Below are 19,475 nucleotides of genomic sequence, written 5' to 3'. Positions count from 1 at the left end.
AGTGTTAACATAGCCAACTCAGCAAACAGTCAAGGACTTAAAGTAAATGGTACAAATATACAACACACTCACGCGACAAAAAGAGCCGTTTAAACCTATGGTCGAAGGCAAAATCGACATGTACGTGTGTGGTATCACCATTTATGATTTTTGTCATATCGGTCATGCGCGTACATTTGTCGGGTTTGATGTTATTGTCCGCTATCTTCGCCATCTTGGTTACGACTTAAAATACGTACGTAATATTACCGACGTAGATGATAAAATAATTAAACGCGCAAACGAAAATGGCGAGTCAATTAATGACCTAACTTTGCGTATGACCAAAGCCATGCACGAAGACTTTGATAGCCTAAACATGTTGCGCCCAGATATTGAACCGACGGTTACAAACCATATGGACGAAATCATCGAAATGGTTGAGCGCTTAATTGCAAAAGGCCATGCGTACGTAGCAAATGACGGCGACGTGCTTTTTGATGTTTCTACGTTTGAACAGTACGGCGCACTATCGCAACAAGATTTAAGTATGCTCCAAGCAGGCTCTCGCGTAGAAGTTGCACAAGATAAAGACGATCCGCTTGATTTTGTATTGTGGAAAAAAGCAAAAGCAGGCGAACCTTCTTGGTCATCACCGTGGGGAGAAGGGCGCCCAGGTTGGCATATAGAATGTTCAGCAATGAGCTCAAAGCATTTAGGCGAACATTTTGATATTCACGGTGGCGGCTCTGATTTACAGTTTCCGCACCATGAAAACGAAATTGCGCAATCATGCTGTGCAAACAATGGTAAGTATGTAAATACGTGGATCCACACCGGTATGGTACAAGTAAATAAAGAAAAAATGTCTAAATCATTAGACAACTTTTTTACTGTGCGTGAGGTATTAAAAACATATGATGCTGAATCTGTTCGTTACTTTTTAATATCAGGGCATTACCGAAGCCAGCTAAATTACTCGCAAGAGAATTTAGATCAAGCACGCTCATCACTTGAACGTATTTACACAGCACTTCGTGGTGTAGAGCCATTAGCGTGCGACATTGAGAGCAATGAGTACGTGGCTAAATTTAGAAAAGCGATGAACGATGACTTTAATACACCAGAGGCGTTACCGGTTTTATTTGAACTGGCTAAAGAGCTTAACCGTGTTAAAGACACCGATACACAGCAAGCAGGGCAATTAGCATTTGTGCTACGCAGCATAGGCGAAGTACTTGGTGTTGCTCAGCAAGCACCAGAATCGTTTTTGCAAGGTGGGCAAGATGATGATGAAGTAGCCACTATCGAAGCACTGATTGTAAAACGTAACGAAGCGCGCGCAAATAAAGACTGGGCCGCCGCTGATGAAGCACGTGATGCACTCAATGCACTCGGTGTTGTGCTTGAAGACTCAGCCGGTAAAACAACGTGGCGTAAAGCGTAAATGCTTTAACGTAGCGTTTAAACTAAAAAGGGTTGCCATAAATGGCAACCCTTTTTATTGGTATCAGTTAAATGCTTAACTGTGGTATTTTTCACATGCTTCAAGTGTGTTTTCAATCAAACTTGCTACAGTCATTGGGCCAACACCACCCGGTACAGGAGTAATAAAATCAGCTTTTTGCTCTGCAATGCTATACTCAACATCACCGACTAATTTACCTGTATCTAAACGGTTAATACCTACATCAATCACAATCGCGCCTTCTTTTACCCAATCGCCCGGAATAAATTCAGGTTTACCTACGGCCACTACTAATAAATCTGCACGGCGAACATGGGTTTCTAAATCTTGTGTAAATTTATGGCATACCGTTGTAGTACAGCCGGCAAGTAGTAACTCAAGCGACATAGGGCGACCAACAATATTAGAAGCGCCAACCACTACCGCATGCATTCCCTTGTAACGCACACCTGTTGAATCAAGTAAGGTGATAATTCCTTTTGGTGTACATGGGCGAAGCGCCGGCATACGTTGCGCTAAGCGACCAATATTGTATGGGTGAAAACCGTCTACATCTTTATGTGGTGTAATACGTTCTAAAATCTTTTCTGCATCAAGGCCTTCAGGTAGCGGTAGTTGTACTAAAATACCATCTACTTCGCCATCGTTATTTAGCTCATCAATTAATGCTAGTAGTTCTTCTTCGCTGGTTTGCGCAGGTAAATCAAATGACTTTGAAATAAATCCTACTTCTTCACACGCTTTGCGTTTAGAGCCAACGTAAACTTGGCTTGCAGGGTCAAGCCCTACCAGTACTACTGCTAAACCAGGTGCACGTAAACCGTTTGCAACGCGCTCGCTTACGCGCTCAGCCACTGCACTACGTACTTGTTTTGCGATTGCCTTACCATCAATGATGTTTGCCGTCATGGGGGACCTTTAATTGGGGTTAAATAAACTTCGATACTTATATTTTAAAAGCACCAGCATATAAAGAGGGGTGTATGCAAAAAATTAATTTTATTAATGCTTTTTTAATATGCAGGCTATTTTCGCAGAAAAGGCCCGAAGCGCCAAGGTGCTTTTAAGTTATAAACCGGTGTTTTCAAAAAAAGCGTCTAAATTTCAGCTGGATTTTGCAATATTTAACCATTATGAACTAAAAATGACCGATTGATTTATTTTATGCAAAAAACGTTTGACCTCTCTTAGGCAAATCACTATTATGCACCCCGTTGTCAACGAGGTCACTCGCAGACAATCGTAAGCATCGGCGATTAGCGCAGTTTGGTAGCGCACTTGGTTTGGGTCCAAGGGGTCGCAGGTTCAAATCCTGCATCGCCGACCACTTCTTTTATTTTTATAATTGAAAAGCTTACTGGCAAACTATGAAGTTTTCGATGCGCCCGTAGCTCAGCTGGATAGAGCAACGCCCTTCTAAGGCGTTGGTCGAAGGTTCGAATCCTTCCGGGTGCGCCATTTGAAAACAAAGTAAATACCGTGGTGATTGTAGCTCAGTTGGTAGAGCCCCGGATTGTGATTCCGGTTGTCGTGGGTTCGAGCCCCATCAGTCACCCCAATTTACTTCGAGTATCGGCGATTAGCGCAGTTTGGTAGCGCACTTGGTTTGGGTCCAAGGGGTCGCAGGTTCAAATCCTGCATCGCCGACCACTTTCTTATAAGTGGCTTTAAATTCAACATTTAAGTATTCAACACAATTATCGGCGATTAGCGCAGTTTGGTAGCGCACTTGGTTTGGGTCCAAGGGGTCGCAGGTTCAAATCCTGCATCGCCGACCACTTTCTTAACCTTAAAGAAAGTAAACGAGTAATCACTCAGCAATAACGTCTATTTACTTCCTACTAAAATATCGCTTTAACGTACCTGTTAGTCTTTTTTTTACGCAGTTGGTCGCGATCGTAGCTAAACTAGTCCAAATAATTGCCCCCTACACTCGACTATCATAATTATTAGGTTATAATGCCGCGTCTATTGTTTAACATAGTGCCCGAAGGGCAGAGCAGCAATGGGATCTCATGGTAGTGACGGATGCTTTTTAGTGAAAAATCGCTTTAAAATTTATCAAGACTCATGAAGATTACTTTGTTTGTAAGGAAGGCGAACAGTCGCCAAAATTGAATATTGAGGTAAATCATGCAAGTTTCTGTTGAGACGACTCAAGGCCTTGAGCGCCGTCTGACCATCACCGTTCCTGCAGAGAACGTTGAGACCGAAGTAAAAAAACGCTTACAACAACTGTCAAAAACGCAGCGTATTGATGGCTTCCGTGCTGGTAAAGTACCAGTTTCAGTAATTAACAAGCGTTTTGGACCTGCGGTTCGTCAAGAAGTAGCTGGCGAAGTAATGCAGCGTAATTACATTGAAGCAATTGTTTCTGAAAAAATTAACCCAGCTGGCGCACCATCATTTGCACCAAAATCACTTGAAGCAGGTAAAGATTTAGAATTTACTGCAACATTTGAAGTATACCCTGAAATTGAAGTTCAAGGTTTAGACAAAATTGCAGTAGAAAAACCAGCTGTAACAGTAACTGACGAAGATTTAGCAAACATGCTAGAAACACTTCGTAAGCAACATGCTTCTTGGGCTGATGTTGATGCAGCTGCTGGCGAAAACGACCGTGTAACAGTTGATTTCGTAGGTACTATTGACGGCGAAGAGTTTGAAGGCGGCAAAGCTGAAGACTTCCCACTTGAACTTGGCCAAGGTCGTATGATCCCAGGTTTCGAAGACAACATCGTTGGCAAAAAAGCAGGCGAAGAAGTCGTTGCTGATGTAACTTTCCCTGAAGATTACCACGCTGAAAATCTTAAAGGTAAAGCAGCTCAATTCACTATCACAGTGAAAAAAGTTGAAGCACAAGAGCTACCTGAATTAAGCGAAGAGTTTGCAACTAAATTCGGTGTTACCGAAGGCGGTGTAGACGCGCTTAAAGAAGAAGTTAAAAAGAACATGACACGTGAGCTAGACCAAGCGGTTAAAGCTAACGTGAAAGACCAAGCGATTAAAGGTCTTTTAGAAAACAACGAAATCGAAGTGCCTAAAGCACTTGTTGATCAAGAAGTTGACGCATTACGTCAGCAAGCAGCTCAACGTTTTGGCGGCGACGCTAAAAACATGCCTGAGCTTCCAGCTGAATTGTTCCACGAGCAAGCAGTAACTCGCGTTAAAACTGGCCTATTACTAGGTGAAGTGATCAAAGCAAACGATATCAAAGTTGATGATGAAAAAGTTGAAGCATTAATTGCTACAGTTGCATCTGCTTACGAAGATCCAACTGAAGTAGTAGAATACTACAAATCAAATGATCAACTTATGCAGCAAATGCGTAATGTTGCAATGGAAGAGCAAGCTGTTGAAGCTATTTTAGCTAAAGCAAACGTGTCTGACGTTGAAAAAGCATTTGATGACATCATGAATCCTCAGCAAGGTGCTTAATAAGTCATTGACTTAAGCGCTCGCTAACGATTAAATGGCTCGTGTTACTCTGTTTATGCAGTGTGCCCGGGCCATTTTAGTTTGTGCCCCATAATTTGCGAAAAATGATAACTATGCTTCCTTTAGTAAGAAAAAGCATAAGCGCATAAGGAATTAAAAAAGTATGAACACTGGTATGACAGATCCCCTAAATGCATTAGTCCCTATGGTTGTTGAACAAACAGCTAAAGGTGAGCGCTCGTATGACATTTATTCGCGTCTATTAAAAGAGCGAATTATCTTTTTAACGGGCCAAGTTGAAGACAACATGGCAAACCTAATTTTAGCGCAAATGCTATTTTTAGAATCAGAGAACCCTGAAAAAGATATCTTTTTATATATTAATTCACCAGGTGGTTCGGTAACCGCTGGTATGGCAATTTACGATACAATGAACTTTATCAAACCAGATGTAAGTACTATTTGTGTTGGCCAAGCTGCAAGCATGGGCGCATTCTTGCTTACTGCTGGCGCTAAAGGTAAGCGTTTTTGTCTACCAAACTCACGTGTAATGATTCACCAACCATTAGGTGGTTTCCAAGGTCAAGCATCTGACTTTGAGATACACGCAAAAGAAATTCTGTCTATTAAAGACAAACTTAACCGCTTAATGGCAGAGCATACAGGCCAGCCATTAGAGGTTATTTCACGCGATACTGACCGTGATAACTTTATGAGTGCATCACAAGCTGTAGATTACGGCCTGGTTGACTCAGTGTTTACAAATCGCGAAAGCAAGTAAGCGTGTAGGCAAGCAAATAATTGCTTGCCACTTTGAGTTACTATGCGAAAACCAGTAAATTTTGGTATAGTTAAAAGCGAATTTGAAATAGTTGCCAACCTTATTTGGCAGCCAACGTATAAAAGAGGTAGCTGAATGTCTGACACTCCTACAGACGGCGACAAAAGTAATAAATTGTTATACTGCTCTTTTTGTGGCAAAAGCCAACACGAAGTGCGTAAATTAATTGCAGGTCCTTCAGTATACATTTGTGATGAATGTGTAGAGCTGTGTAACGATATTATCAGGGAAGAAATCAAAGACATTGCTCCTAAGCATAATTCGTCTGATAAACTACCTGTGCCAAAAGAAATTCGTAATCACTTAGATGACTACGTAATTGGTCAAGACCATGCTAAAAAAGTATTGTCTGTAGCGGTATACAATCACTACAAGCGCCTACGCAACCAATCTACAAAGCAAGAAGTAGAACTAGGTAAAAGTAATATTTTGCTTATTGGCCCTACAGGTAGTGGTAAAACATTACTGGCAGAAACACTTGCGCGTTTACTTGATGTACCGTTTACTATGGCAGATGCAACTACATTAACCGAAGCAGGTTATGTAGGTGAAGATGTAGAAAATATCATTCAAAAACTACTACAAAAGTGTGATTACGACGTAGAAAAAGCCCAACGTGGTATTGTTTACATTGATGAAATTGACAAAATTTCGCGTAAATCAGATAACCCATCTATTACACGTGACGTGTCGGGCGAGGGCGTACAACAAGCGCTGCTTAAACTAATTGAAGGCACGGTTGCCTCAGTCCCACCACAAGGTGGTCGTAAGCACCCACAGCAAGAGTTCTTACAGGTTGATACCTCTAAGATTTTATTTATTTGTGGTGGTGCATTTGCAGGCCTAGATAAAGTAATCGAACAGCGTAGCCATAAAAATACCGGAATTGGCTTTGGTGTAAACGTTAAAGAGTCAGCGTCGAGCCGCTCTTTAAGCGAAACATTTAAAGACGTAGAGCCAGAAGATTTAGTGAAGTACGGCTTAATTCCTGAATTTATTGGTCGTTTACCTGTTGTTGCTACATTAACTGAGCTTGATGAAGCGGCACTTGTACAAATATTAAGTGAACCTAAAAACGCCATTACTAAACAGTTCTCTGTATTGTTTGGTATGGAAGACGTTGAGTTAGAGTTCCGTGACGATGCACTGAGCGCTATTGCTCACAAAGCAATGGAGCGTAAAACAGGTGCTCGCGGACTTCGCTCAATTGTTGAAGGCGTGCTACTTGATACTATGTATGAACTTCCATCAATGGATGACGTAAGTAAAGTGGTTATAGATGAAACCGTGATTAAAGGTGAATCTGACCCAATCTTGATTTATGAAAATAATAATCAAGATAAAGCTGCGTCAGAGTAGTTTTTAAGCTATTTGTATAAAAAAGGAGCCTTAGGCTCCTTTTTTTATAATTAATTTGAACGAGTTGGGGAAATTTGTTGAACTTTAATTAGATTATCCCCATATACTTGAGTAATCTTTTAAATAAATGAAGTGCGAAGAGAAACTATAATGACGCTTGAGAGAACCGATCGAGTCGAAATCCCAGTGTTAGCACTGCGCGATGTTGTGGTATATCCGCACATGGTGATCCCGCTTTTTGTTGGCCGTGAAAAATCAATAAAATGCCTCGAAGCGGCAATGGATAAAGACAAACAAATTTTCTTGGTTGCACAAAAAGATGCAACTGTAGACGAACCTGAACAAGACGATATTTACCGTATCGGTACTATTGCGACTGTACTTCAGTTATTAAAATTACCAGACGGTACAGTTAAAGTTTTAGTCGAAGGTACGCAGCGCGCACAAATTGAAGAATTTGTAGATAACGATGAGTTTTTTGTAGCGAATGCTCAGTTCATCGAATCTGATTCAGTGGATGAGCAAGAACAAGATATTTTCATTCGAAGCGCTGTTAGCCAATTTGAAGGCTATGTAAAACTTAATAAAAAAATTCCGCCTGAGGTATTAACCTCTGTGTCAGGCATTGATGAGCCAGCTCGCCTTGCCGATACAATGGCAGCGCATATGCCCTTAAAAGTGCCTGAAAAACAAAAAGTGTTAGAGATTTCAAGCGTTACAGAGCGTTTAGAATACCTAATGGCACTGATGGAAGGTGAAATAGACTTATTGCAAGTTGAGAAAAAAATTCGTACCCGCGTTAAAAAGCAGATGGAAAAGTCTCAGCGCGAGTACTACCTCAACGAGCAAATGAAAGCCATTCAAAAAGAACTTGGTGAGCTTGATGATGTACCTGACGAATTTGAAGCGCTTAAAAAACGAATTGAAGAATCAGGGATGCCAGAAGAAGCGAAAGAAAAAGCATCAGCTGAGCTTAATAAGCTTAAGATGATGTCGCCAATGTCTGCAGAGGCCACGGTAGTGCGTTCATACATTGATACGTTAATTAACGTACCATGGAAAAAACGCTCTAAAGTGAAAAAAGACTTAGCAGGCGCGCAAAAAATTCTTGATAGCGACCACCACGGCTTAGGTAAAGTTAAAGAACGCATAATTGAATACCTCGCGGTGCAACAACGCACCAATAAACTTAAAGGGCCTATTTTATGTTTAGTAGGGCCACCGGGTGTAGGTAAAACGTCGCTAGGGCAGTCTATTGCCCGCTCAACGGGTCGTAAATATGTGCGCATGGCATTAGGTGGTGTACGTGACGAAGCTGAAATTCGTGGCCATCGTCGTACTTACATTGGCTCTATGCCAGGCAAGCTGATTCAAAACATGACAAAAGTGGGCGTTAAAAACCCATTATTCTTGTTAGATGAAATCGACAAAATGTCATCAGATATGCGCGGCGATCCAGCATCAGCACTATTAGAAGTACTCGATCCGGAGCAAAACAGTCATTTTGCTGACCACTACTTAGAAGTAGACTACGATTTATCGGATGTAATGTTTGTAGCAACATCAAACAGCTTTAATATTCCTGGTCCACTATTAGACCGTATGGAAGTTATTCGCTTATCGGGTTACACCGAAGATGAAAAGCTAAACATTGCAAAAGAGCACTTAATTACTAAGCAAGTTAAACGCAATGGCTTAAAACCGTCTGAACTAGTAATAGAAGACAGTGCAATTATTGGTATTATTCGTTATTACACGCGTGAAGCGGGTGTACGTAATTTAGAGCGCGAAGTCTCTAAACTATGCCGTAAAGCTGTTAAAAATATCTTATTAGATAAAGAGACTAAAACGGTCACTATCAGTCAAGATAACCTAGAAGAGTTTTTAGGTGTACAACGCTACGACTACGGTAAAGCAGAAGACGGCGACCGCATTGGCCAAGTAACAGGCTTAGCGTGGACCGAAGTAGGCGGCGACTTACTGACCATTGAATGTGCGGCGGTGCCAGGTAAAGGCAAATTAAGTTACACCGGCTCACTGGGCGATGTAATGCAAGAGTCGATACAAGCGGCCATGACGGTAGTTCGAAATCGTGCTGATACGTTCCGTATTAATAGCGATTTTTACGAAAAACGCGACATTCATGTGCATGTACCAGAGGGGGCGACCCCTAAAGATGGCCCAAGTGCCGGTGCAGCAATGGTAACGGGTTTAGTATCGAGCTTAACAGGTAACCCCGTTAAAGCCGATGTAGCAATGACAGGTGAAATAACACTACGCGGTGAAGTACTGCCTATTGGTGGTTTAAAAGAGAAACTACTTGCTGCACACCGTGGTGGAATTAAAACAGTCATCATTCCTAAAATTAATGAACGTGACTTAAAAGAGATCCCAGATAACGTACTGGCAGGCTTAGATGTTCACCCAGTTACATGGATTGATGAAGTATTAAAGTTAGCTTTAGTGCACCCTGTTGAGAGTTTTTCAGTCGAAACACCGAAAAACCAATAAAAAACCCAAAAAAAGTGCTTTAAAGGGCTTTTCAAATCTAATCGGTATGATAAGTTAAGCACTGGTTTTCGAGCCTAGCCCTTACGGGGCCTAGGCTTAAGAAAAATATAATCATGTGAGCATTAAAAGTTTGCTCTAAAATTTTCAAAAAAGTGATGTTAGTTTAAAAAACAATCGCTCTTGATAATAACAATGAAAGAGGATGATATTGTGAATAAATCTCAATTAATCGATCAAATCGCAGCTGACGCTGACATTTCTAAAGCGGCTGCAGGTCGTGCACTAGATTCATTCATCGAGTCTGTATCTGGAGCGCTTAAAGATGGCGATTCAGTTGCACTTGTAGGTTTTGGTACTTTCTCAGTACGCGAGCGTGCTGCTCGTTCAGGCCGTAACCCACAAACTGGTGAAACTATCCAAATCGCTGCTGCAAATATTCCTTCTTTCAAAGCCGGTAAAGCGCTGAAAGACGCAGTAAACTAATCACTGTTTAAATACAGATTAGTTATGGCGAGTGTATATAAACTTAATTATCCTAATCGATGAATTAAGTAACTTCACCGCCAGTTACTTCAAGTGAAAAAGCGTATCTGGTAAGATACGCTTTTTTTACATATGACAAGGTAAAATACCTTGATCAATAAGAGATAAACAAATGCTTGAGAAAATCAGAGAGGGCTCACAGGGTCCTGTAGCCAAAATAATTTTAGGCGCGGTGATTTTATCTTTTGCCTTAGCAGGGATCGGTAGTTACTTAGGTCAAACCCCAGAACAACCCGTTGCTGAAGTAAATGGAATTAAAATTAGCCAAACCGAATTTAATCGTGCTTATCAAAACGAACGTAGCCGTTTAGAGCAACAATTTGGCGAATACTTTGCACAAATTAGTGCAGATCCAAATTACATGGCGCAAATTCGTCAAGGTGTAATTGACCGCTTAGTACAACAAGAATTGCAATCACAATTAGCGGCAGATTTAGGCCTTCGCGTAAGCGACGACAGCGTGCGTAAAACAATTTTAGAACTTCCGTACTTTCAAATTGGTGAAAAATTTAATAACGACCGTTACCTACAAGTAATTCGTCAAATGAACTTTCAACCAGATGCTTTTCGTGAGTACTTACGTAAAGACATGACACGCAGCCAATTAGTGTCTGCGGTTGCTGGTACTGAGTTTGCACTTGAAAACGAGCTTAAACGCGCTGCAGCCCTACAGCAGCAAACGCGTAGCATAGACTACTTGGTGTTAAGCAAAGAAGCGTTACAAGCAAACGTAGACGTATCTGAGCAAGAAATTGCTGATTACTACGAACTAAATGCTTCACAATTTTTGTCACCTGAGCGTGTATCGGTTGATTACATTGAGCTTAAAGCCGAAGATATTAACGTAGAGTCGGTAACCGAAGACGATGTAAAAGCGTATTATGAGCAAAATAAAGCGCAATACATTGAGCCTGAAAAACGCCGTGTATCGCACATTTTAATTGATAACAGCGAAGATGATGATGCCGCGCTTGAAAAAGCCAATGCATTACATGAGCAGTTAGAACAAGGTGCTGATTTTGCAGAGCTAGCAGAGACATCATCTGATGATTTTGTGAGTGGCGAAATGGGCGGTGACCTAGAGTGGATTGAGCGCGATGTAATGGACCCGGCGTTTGAAGAGGCAGCATTTGCACTTCAAAACAAAGGTGATATTTCAGAAGTTGTAGCTTCAGAGTTTGGTTACCACATTATTAAACTTACTGATTTACAGCCAGAGCAAGTGAAAGCCTATGACGACGTAAAAGCCGATTTACGTGCAGAGCTTGAGCAAACTGAAAAAGTAGATGCGTTTTACGAAAAGCAAACAGAAATGGGCGCTTTAGCATTTGAGATTTCTGACCGTTTAGATGATGCAGCAGAAGTGGCAGACGTTGAAGTTAAAACCACACCACTTGTTGCACGCAATGCATTGCCAGAGCCACTTAATACACCTGCGGTCATTTCACAGTTATTCTCAGTAGAATTACTTGAAGATAAAGTAAACTCAGAAGTAATAGAGCTAGGTGATGAACACGTTATTGTAGTCCGTGTAAATAAATACGAGCCATCTGCGACTAAACCGCTTGCACAAGTAAGCGAGCAAATTAAAACACGTTTAGTTAACGAAAAAGCATCTACACTTGCTAAAGAAAAAGCACGTGAATTATTTGCACAAGTTCAGGCTGGTAAAACACTAAGCGATGTGGCCAGTGAGCAAAACCTAACGGTACGCGAAGAAGCAAGTTTAACGCGTCAAAGCTACACGGTTTCGCCTGCTATTGTAACGCAAGCGTTTAAAATGCCACGTCCTACTGATGCACCAAGCACAGACGTGGTTGATTTAAACAACGGTGATGCGGCCATTGTTGCACTTAAGTCGGTAAGCGATGCGCAAGCAACCGCAAATATCGACCCGCAACTACAGCAAAACATTACTATTGCGCAAGCTAACAAAAACTACTCAGCGTTTATTGAGTCTTTAAAGGCTAAAGCTGAGCTTAACCTACCTGTGGTTGAGCAAGCAGCAGAATAATTGCACTAAATATTAAAAAGGCGCGTTACTTTCACAGTAACGCGCCTTTTTTTATGAATCGTTTTTAGCAGCAGATTAAGCGTTGTGTAACTTTAGATTGTGGGTCTTTAAAAATGGCTTCTGTAGCGCCGTACTCAACGACTTGACCTTTTTCAAGCACAACCAGTTGGTCGCTAATGTGCCGTACCAAGCTTAAGTGGTGGGTAATTAGCACGTATGTTAAGCCTGTTTCTTTTTGCAGCTTAAGCAATAAGTTAACAGTTTGCGCACGAACAGAGGGGTCTAAAGCCGACAGCGCTTCATCAAGCACAACCACTTTAGGGTCTAAAATGAGTGCTCGCGCCAACGCGACACGTTGCAATTGGCCTACACTAAACATATGTGGATAGTAATGTTGATGATCAATTAACAGCCCCACCTTAGACAGCGTGGCATCTATTTTTTCTTGGCGAGCGGGTTCATCAAAGTCAGTGTTATATTGTAAACAATCATCGAGCATTTCACCTATGGTCAGCCCTGGATTGAGCGATGCTGCGGAGTCTTGAAAAATCATGCGAATATGTCTGCATTGGTCATCGCGCACGCCACCATCTTCAATAATATTACTTTCTAATAAAATTTGCCCACTGTCGGCATTATCGGCCCCTGCAAGTAATTTAGCGAGCGTGCTTTTACCCGCACCGGTTTCACCAATGACAGCTACTGTTTCGCCTTTGCCAACACAAAATGAAATATTTTTTAGGACTTCAAATTTTTTGCGACTAAATAAGCCAGATCGCACGTTAAAAGTTTTACAAAGCGCTTGCACTTTCAATACTGGTTGCATTACTTCACCTCTTTGATAAGTGGAAAATGACACGCATAGCTATGTCCATGTTGCTTAGTAAGTGCAGGGGTAATTACGCATTCTTTTTGTGCTTGTGGACAGCGTGGGCCTAATCGGCACCCTATAGGTAAATGTTGCAAAGTAGGGATAGTGCCTTTAAGTGCGTAAAAGGGCTCTTTGTGTGCTAAACCTTGCTCATAATTGGGCAGGCTTTTTAATAACGCTTGCGTGTAAGGGTGGCGAGGCTGGCGAAAAATACGCTGTGTTGGGCCGGCTTCAACCATTTGCCCACAATATAAAACATGAATACCGTGTGACCAGTCGGCTATTTCTTCCAGCTCATGAGAGATCATTAAAATAGACATGTTTTTTAACTGGTTTAAGCTTTTTAATAGCCTGAATACTTGCGCACGGGTGGTGCTTTCAAGCGCTGTTGTAGGCTCATCGGCAATAAGTAACTTAGGAGTGCGTGCTATGGCCATAGCAATCATTACTTTTTGACACACACCTTCTGAGAGCTCGTGTGGGTAACTGTCAAGCACCGCATCGTGGTTTTTAATCCCTACTTTATGGATCAGTGCTTTCACGCGGTCTTTGCGCTCTCTGTTGCGCTTTAAAAAAAAGCCTTTGGTGGATATTTCAGGCAGTGTTTCGGCGATTTGATCAAATATTTTTGCGGTGGGGTCAAGGCAGCGGCTAGGATCTTGGTAGATCATAGCAATATCTTGGCTCACTGTTTTTCTGCGTTGCTCTGGGGTTAAGCGCATTAAATCAACCCCACGCCAATGCATTCTATCAGCTGTTATGTCCCAGCGTTCGTTAAGTACTCCAACAATGGCTTTTGCAATTAAGCTTTTACCTGAACCTGATTCACCCACTAAGCCATGTACTTCACCTTCTTTTAGGCTAAAGCTGACTCTGTCTACGGCTCTAATTACGGTTTCAGAGGTACGCAGCTCTATGGTTAAATTTCTAACGTCGAGTAATTGCATTTAATCAGCCTTACGTGCTTTGAGCACTTTTCGTAGGCCATCACCTACTAAATTGGTAGACAAAACCGCTAAAAATAATAATACACCCGGTAGTGCAACGGTCCAAGGCGCTAAATATATTAGGCCTAAATTCTCAGCCAATATGGCGCCCCATTCGGTTGTGGGCGGCTGTGCACCTAGTTTTAAAAACCCTAAGGCGGCAATATCTAAAATAGCAGTAGAAAGCGCGGTGGTAAAAATAACCACAATATGCTCATAAATATTAGGAAAAATACCCCGCGACAATATATGCCAATTAGAGGCGCCATCAAGCCTAAAAGCGGTAATATAGTCTTTACTTAGCTCATCAACAATTAAATTACGAATAGAGTGAATAAACTGCGGTAACAACGCCAGTATAATTGCCCATACCGTGTTCATTAACCCTGGGCCAAGAACAGCAATAATAATAATCGCTAATAGCAAAGAAGGAATAGAGAGTGTGATATCAAGTAAATGATTTAAAAAACTTGAACGAAGGCCGCGGCTTATACCTGCAAACGTCCCCACTAAAACGCCAATAATGGTGGTAATAAATGCAGCCACTACCGACAAGCCAAACGTGTAGGTTGCCCCATTCATTAGGCGCGAGAGCACATCGCGTCCTAAATCATCAGTGCCTAAAATAAAGCGCACATCGCCCATTTCTCGCCATGATGGCGGTATAAGTAAAGCATCGCTATGTTGCTGGTTAACTCCATACGGCGCTAAAAAGGGCGCACTGGCGGCCAATAACGCAAACGCCATAAAAATCCATAATCCCACCAAGGCGGGGTGATTGTTTTTAAATTTGCGCCAAAAACGCGCCAGCGGCGATTTATTCGACTCTTCAGAAAATAATTTAAACTTTACCATGTGCCTGATTCCGCGAAATTGGGTCGAACAGAGTATATGTAAGCTCGGCAACAATAGTGGCAATAATAACAAACATAGACACCGCCATTAAACCGCCTTGAATAGCAGGGTAGTCTCGTTGGTAAATACTATCGATTAGCCAACGGCCAATACCAGGCCAAGAAAAAATAACTTCGGTTATCATTGCAAGCGTAATAAGCGTACTAAATTGCAGCCCTATTTGTTTTATTACCGGCAATAGCGCATTGCGCAGCGCATGATGCATGATTAATTGGCGGCGATTAAGGCCTTTTGCCCTGGCTGTTTTAATAAAGCTTTGATCCATTACTTTAAGCATAGAGTCGCGGGTAAAGCGCACTAAAACAGTGGTAGGAAACATGGCCAGTACTATGGTTGGCAGTGTTAAGTGATGCAGTGCATCTATAAATGCTTCACCTTTGTAGGGGAAGCCTGCGAGCATAATATCGATTAATATAAACCCGGTATTAGGCGGTATTTCAAATAGTAATCCCATTCTACCCGACATAGGAAACCAGCCCAGTTTGAGTGAAAAAATCATAATAAGTAACAGCGCTAACCAAAAAACCGGAATAGAGTAACCAATCATGGTGGTAGAGCTAATTAATTTATCTGGCCAACGGCGTGTATATGCTGAGGCCAAAATGCCCGCGGGTACACCTACCACAACCGATACAATAAGTGCATAAACACACAGCTCTAAAGTTGCTGGAATTAAATCTAAAATATGCTGAAAAACGTTATCTCCTGAGGCAAACGACACGCCCCAATCTCCTTGGAATATACGTCCTAAAAACGCTAAATACTGCATAACGTAGTTACTGTCATACATGTATTTATCTTCAAGTTCACTGTGCTGAGAAAAGTTACCACTAGGAATGCCACTTAAATTGCTAAGCGGATCACCAGGGAATAAATAGCTCAGCGAAAAGGTAAATATGCTGAGCATTAAAATCATGAATAAAAACAAGCCAAGGCGGCGTAATATATAATCAAGTATCATTATTTTTTCCTCGCATTTGCGAGTGAAATAGCTCCAAATGGGCCAAGAGTTATCCCTTCTACATCGGCACTATTTGCTTGAAAACGCATGCCATGAGCAATAGGCACTAAAGGGAGCTGATCCATAATGAGCGCTTGAACCTGTTCGTAATACTGTTTACGTAAACTTAAATCAGTGGTGTCGAGCGCTTGGGTAAGCAATAAGTCAAATTGCGGGTTACACCAGTTAGCAGGGTTTTTACCGCTAAACGTGGCGGTGCAGCTCAGCAATGGGCTAAAAAAGTTATCTGGGTCGGGTGTATCGGCCGCCCAACCAAGTAATACGCTATCGTGGCGGTGCTCACCTATACGCTGAATAAAAGTATTCCACTCGTACTCTACAATACTTACGTTTACCCCAATTTTACGTAAATCGCTTTGCATCAGCTCTGCCATTTTGCGGGCATTAGGGTTATAAATTCGACTCACCGGCATGGCCCAAATGGTCATATCAAAGCCATTCGGTAACCCCGCTTCTATAAGTAGTTTTTTAGCCAGCTCTGGGTCAAACATAGGAATGTTTTCTTGTGGCTCAAACCCCCACGAGGTCGGGGGTAAAATCGATTGCGCGCGTATGCCATTTCCGTAATAAACAGCTTGCATTATTTTGTCTATATCAATTGCATGTGCAAGGGCTTTGCGTACTCTAATGTCATCAAAAGGGGCGCGCTCTGTATTAAAGGCCCAATAACCAATATTAAGGTTGGTTTCTTTTTCAACGTTTATATCATCTCGCTGCGCTAAGATACTCAATTGCGCGCTACTTGGGTGCGCGGTTACATCGCACTCTTTGGTCAGCATTTTTGCAATGCGCGTAGTGCCGTTAGTCGTAATATCATAAACCAGCTGTTCAAGGGCAACATCGTGCTTCCAATAAAGTGGGTTACGATAAAAGCGCACTAAGTGATCGCGGCGGTATTCTTTGTAAATATAAGGGCCTGTACCAATAGGGTACTGATCAAACAAATTAGTTTGATCGCGGGCTTTTAATTGCATGGCGTATTCTTGCGACAGTACCACGGCGAAGTCAGTGGCCATATTAGTTAAAAAGCTGCTTTCTGGATGAAATAGCTCAAAGCGTACTTGATAGTCAGACACGCGTACTATTTTACGAATTAGTTGGTCTAGCCCCACACTTTGAAAATACGGGTAATTTGCATCGCCAACAAAATGGTACGGGTTGTACACGTCAAACAATCGGCTAAAAGTAAAAATAACATCGTCTGCATTAAAGTCGCGAGTAGGAGAAAAATAAGACGTTGTATGAAATTTCACGCCTTTACGCAGCGTAAAAGTGACCGACTTACCATCGTTGCTAATTTTCCAGTCGGTAGCCAACTCGCTTTTAAAATCTGCGGTAACAGGGTCAATACTAATTAAGCGGTCAAACAATTGATTAGCAATAATATCAATCGTTGAACCGGTGGTTGTTACTTGCGGGTTAAACGATACAGGGTTCGCTTCGGCGCAATAAACGAGGCCTTGGTTTTTTTCTTCTATTATTTCTTCTTTACTATCAAAGCAACCGGTTAGTGTGCTGGCTAGTAAAACAAGTAGTATTTTATGCACTCGCATAACCTCTAACTATTTATCTTCTAATAAATTGTATTTTTTAAGATAACCACGTAATTGATGATACGTTAAACCGAGGATTTCTGCAGTTTTCTTTTGATTAAATTGGCTATGCTCAAGCGCTTTATTGATCATATTTATTTCAAATTCGTTAGAGCGCTCTTTTAAGCTACAAGGGAACTCAATCGGGGCACTACGCGTGTTACTTGCTTCACTACTAGGCGCGGTAACGACTATAGGCTCAGGCGATGCACTTGGTGCTGCAATTGGGGCTTTAATACGCGCTTTGGGCCTAAAGCGGCTTTCAAATGGGTCTAAAATAATTTGGTGAACGGGAATATGTTCATTACCATGACGATACAAACTTCGTTCAACTACATTTTTAAGCTCCCGAATGTTACCTGGCCAGTCGTAATTTAGCAGGGTTTCGGTGGCGCTGCGGGTAAAGCCACTAAACAACTCCCACTCTAAATCGCGGGCCATATTCATCGCAAATTGCTCGGCAAGTAGCATAATATCGTCTTGACGCTCTCGCAGTGGGGGCAGGGTAATAACATCAAAAGCTAAGCGGTCAAGTAAGTCACTTCTAAATTCGCCCTGCTCAGCAAGGTGGGGTAAATCTTCGTTGGTGGCACACACTAAACGCGTATCTACCTTTACGGTGTGTTTACCGCCCACACGTTCAAATTCGCCGTATTCAATAACACGAAGAAGCTTTTCTTGTACCATAGCGGAAGTATTAGCCAACTCATCTAAAAATAAAGTACCGCTGTTAGCGCGCTCAAATCGGCCTTCGTGACGTTTACTTGCTCCGGTAAATGCACCACTTTCATGACCAAATAATTCGCTTTCGAGGAGGTTTTCGTTAAGGGCTGCACAGTTAAGCTTTACGTAGTTTTGATCCCAACGCTTTGATAAAAAATGCAAACGGGCGGCTATAAGCTCTTTACCGGTTCCTCGTTCGCCAATTATAAGCACCGGCTTATCTAAATTAGCTAACTGCGATACCTGATCAAGTACAGCTAAAAAGCTATCAGATTGGCCGAGTAAATTATCCTGTTGGCGATATTGGCTCATTTTTCCTAACTCTTGGTCATTTTTGCTAACAGTTAGTGTATTTCATAATCAGGGATAACTAAAGGAATTTGTATATTTAGTTTAACTTAATGAAAATAAAGTGTATTTTAGATTTTAAAAAGTTGGCAAGCATATTGATACTAGTTACAGCAGACCAACTAAGTTTATATTACAGAGGTAAATGTTATGGGAATTTTTTCGCGTTTTGCAGACATTGTTAATTCTAATATCAATGCCATTTTAGATAAAGCAGAAGACCCAGAAAAAATGGTTCGTCTTATTATCCAAGAGATGGAAGACACATTGGTTGAGGTTCGCTCTACGTCAGCTAAAACACTGGCTGAGAAAAAAGAATTAGTACGTCGTGTAGACACACTAAAAGCACAAGTAAGCGACTGGCAAGACAAAGCAGAGCTTGCACTGAGTAAAGACCGCGACGATTTAGCGCGTTCAGCATTACTTGAAAAGCAAAAATCGGCAGAAGCGGTGGCGGCAGTAGAGTCTGAGCTTGAGCATGTAGAGTCTCACATTGAGAAACTTCAACAAGAAGTGACCACACTACAAGAAAAGCTAGCCGATGCTAAAGCACGTCAAAAAGCAATTATTTTACGCCAACGTTCGGCTGAGTCGCGCCTTGAAGTGAAAAAAGCGCTTGATAGCTCTAAGGTAGAAGATGCACTTAATCGCTTTGAGCGTTACGAAACTAAAATTGATGGACTAGAATCTCAAATAGAGTCTTACGATTTAGGTAAAAAGTCGCTTGCAGATGAAATTGCCGACCTACAAAAAAATGAAAAGATAGATGATGAGCTTGCCGCACTTAAAAAGAAGCTAGCTGATAAATAACTTATAAAGGGGTACTTTAAGTGCCCCACTGCTTAAACATCGAATACGGATTGTCA

The 19,475-nt window shown here is 41.7% G+C and carries 15 protein-coding genes and 5 tRNA genes; 13 read left to right on the top strand and 7 right to left on the bottom strand.

All coding sequences use genetic code 11. From position 1 onward, the window contains the following. The first annotated feature begins 46 nt into the window (after positions 1-46). Positions 47-1,426 carry a cysteine--tRNA ligase gene (gene cysS, locus CWC16_RS11505; RefSeq protein ID WP_138541636.1) on the top strand — a complete coding sequence of 460 codons (1,380 nt, stop codon included), beginning with the start codon at positions 47-49 and terminating at the stop codon, positions 1,424-1,426. A 75-nt stretch (positions 1,427-1,501) separates the two neighbouring features. Here cysS and folD read toward each other — a convergent pair whose 3' ends face one another. Next, the gene (gene folD, locus CWC16_RS11500; RefSeq protein ID WP_055015795.1) at positions 1,502-2,356 is read right to left on the bottom strand and encodes a bifunctional methylenetetrahydrofolate dehydrogenase/methenyltetrahydrofolate cyclohydrolase FolD; all 855 of its coding nucleotides are present in this window, start codon (positions 2,354-2,356) and stop codon (positions 1,502-1,504) included. A 341-nt stretch (positions 2,357-2,697) separates the two neighbouring features. Here folD and CWC16_RS11495 point away from each other — a divergent pair. The 11 genes from CWC16_RS11495 to CWC16_RS11445 all read left to right on the top strand — a co-directional run bounded on the left by CWC16_RS11495 (position 2,698) and on the right by CWC16_RS11445 (position 12,153). Continuing rightward, positions 2,698-2,774 (top strand) — tRNA-Pro (locus CWC16_RS11495). Between the two features lie 54 nt (positions 2,775-2,828). Next, a tRNA-Arg gene (locus tag CWC16_RS11490) sits at positions 2,829-2,905 on the top strand. Positions 2,906-2,929: 24 nt separating this feature from the next. Next, positions 2,930-3,005: transfer RNA gene (locus tag CWC16_RS11485), tRNA-His, on the top strand. A gap of 15 nt (positions 3,006-3,020) precedes the next feature. After that, positions 3,021-3,097 (top strand) — tRNA-Pro (locus CWC16_RS11480). Positions 3,098-3,148: 51 nt separating this feature from the next. Next, a tRNA-Pro gene (locus CWC16_RS11475) sits at positions 3,149-3,225 on the top strand. A 355-nt stretch (positions 3,226-3,580) separates the two neighbouring features. Then, entirely contained in the window at positions 3,581-4,885 is a 1,305-nt protein-coding gene (gene tig, locus CWC16_RS11470; RefSeq protein WP_055015794.1) for a trigger factor, read from the top strand. Between the two features lie 163 nt (positions 4,886-5,048). After that, positions 5,049-5,666: an ATP-dependent Clp endopeptidase proteolytic subunit ClpP gene (gene clpP, locus CWC16_RS11465; protein ID WP_055015793.1), complete on the top strand. Its 618-nt coding sequence runs from the start codon at positions 5,049-5,051 to the stop codon at positions 5,664-5,666. 135 nt (positions 5,667-5,801) lie between these two features. Then, a complete protein-coding gene (gene clpX / locus CWC16_RS11460) occupies positions 5,802-7,085 on the top strand; it encodes an ATP-dependent protease ATP-binding subunit ClpX (RefSeq protein WP_004586896.1) in 1,284 nt (427 codons plus the stop codon). 150 nt (positions 7,086-7,235) lie between these two features. After that, positions 7,236-9,596 carry an endopeptidase La gene (lon, locus tag CWC16_RS11455; RefSeq protein ID WP_138541635.1) on the top strand — a complete coding sequence of 787 codons (2,361 nt, stop codon included), beginning with the start codon at positions 7,236-7,238 and terminating at the stop codon, positions 9,594-9,596. Positions 9,597-9,779: 183 nt separating this feature from the next. Beyond that, positions 9,780-10,079 carry an HU family DNA-binding protein gene (locus CWC16_RS11450; RefSeq protein ID WP_286247754.1) on the top strand — a complete coding sequence of 100 codons (300 nt, stop codon included), beginning with the start codon at positions 9,780-9,782 and terminating at the stop codon, positions 10,077-10,079. Positions 10,080-10,251: 172 nt separating this feature from the next. Then, on the top strand, positions 10,252-12,153 hold the full coding sequence (locus CWC16_RS11445; RefSeq protein WP_138541634.1) for a SurA N-terminal domain-containing protein: 1,902 nt from the start codon (positions 10,252-10,254) through the stop codon (positions 12,151-12,153). A gap of 64 nt (positions 12,154-12,217) precedes the next feature. On the opposite strand, the gene CWC16_RS11440 is transcribed toward CWC16_RS11445, so the two are convergent. Genes CWC16_RS11440 through pspF form a run of 6 tightly spaced genes read right to left on the bottom strand, consistent with a single transcriptional unit; the run spans position 12,218 to position 18,573 of the window. After that, the gene (locus CWC16_RS11440; protein ID WP_138541633.1) at positions 12,218-12,979 is read right to left on the bottom strand and encodes an ATP-binding cassette domain-containing protein; all 762 of its coding nucleotides are present in this window, start codon (positions 12,977-12,979) and stop codon (positions 12,218-12,220) included. Continuing rightward, a complete protein-coding gene (locus tag CWC16_RS11435) occupies positions 12,979-13,971 on the bottom strand; it encodes a peptide ABC transporter ATP-binding protein (protein ID WP_055015789.1) in 993 nt (330 codons plus the stop codon). Before CWC16_RS11435 ends, CWC16_RS11440 begins: the two co-directional genes overlap by 1 nt. Beyond that, the gene (locus tag CWC16_RS11430; protein ID WP_024033801.1) at positions 13,972-14,865 is read right to left on the bottom strand and encodes an ABC transporter permease subunit; all 894 of its coding nucleotides are present in this window, start codon (positions 14,863-14,865) and stop codon (positions 13,972-13,974) included. Next, positions 14,852-15,886 carry an ABC transporter permease gene (locus tag CWC16_RS11425; protein WP_004586903.1) on the bottom strand — a complete coding sequence of 345 codons (1,035 nt, stop codon included), beginning with the start codon at positions 15,884-15,886 and terminating at the stop codon, positions 14,852-14,854. The genes CWC16_RS11430 and CWC16_RS11425 overlap by 14 nt, the downstream gene beginning before the upstream one ends. Continuing rightward, the gene (locus CWC16_RS11420; RefSeq protein WP_138541632.1) at positions 15,886-17,493 is read right to left on the bottom strand and encodes an ABC transporter substrate-binding protein; all 1,608 of its coding nucleotides are present in this window, start codon (positions 17,491-17,493) and stop codon (positions 15,886-15,888) included. Before CWC16_RS11420 ends, CWC16_RS11425 begins: the two co-directional genes overlap by 1 nt. 15 nt (positions 17,494-17,508) lie before the next feature. After that, positions 17,509-18,573 carry a phage shock protein operon transcriptional activator gene (pspF, locus tag CWC16_RS11415; protein ID WP_055015785.1) on the bottom strand — a complete coding sequence of 355 codons (1,065 nt, stop codon included), beginning with the start codon at positions 18,571-18,573 and terminating at the stop codon, positions 17,509-17,511. Between the two features lie 186 nt (positions 18,574-18,759). Here pspF and pspA point away from each other — a divergent pair, with 186 nt between their 5' ends. Next, positions 18,760-19,419 (top strand): phage shock protein PspA, encoded by a 660-nt coding sequence (gene pspA, locus CWC16_RS11410; RefSeq protein WP_138541631.1) that lies wholly within the window; start codon positions 18,760-18,762, stop codon positions 19,417-19,419. Positions 19,420-19,475 lie beyond the last annotated feature (56 nt).

Source organism: Pseudoalteromonas sp. S3776 (assembly GCF_005886915.1).
In the GTDB taxonomy this organism is placed as follows: Bacteria; Pseudomonadota; Gammaproteobacteria; order Enterobacterales; family Alteromonadaceae; genus Pseudoalteromonas.
Note: the sequence above shows the minus strand (reverse complement) of the source record. Positions and strands in the feature narration are given on the sequence as shown.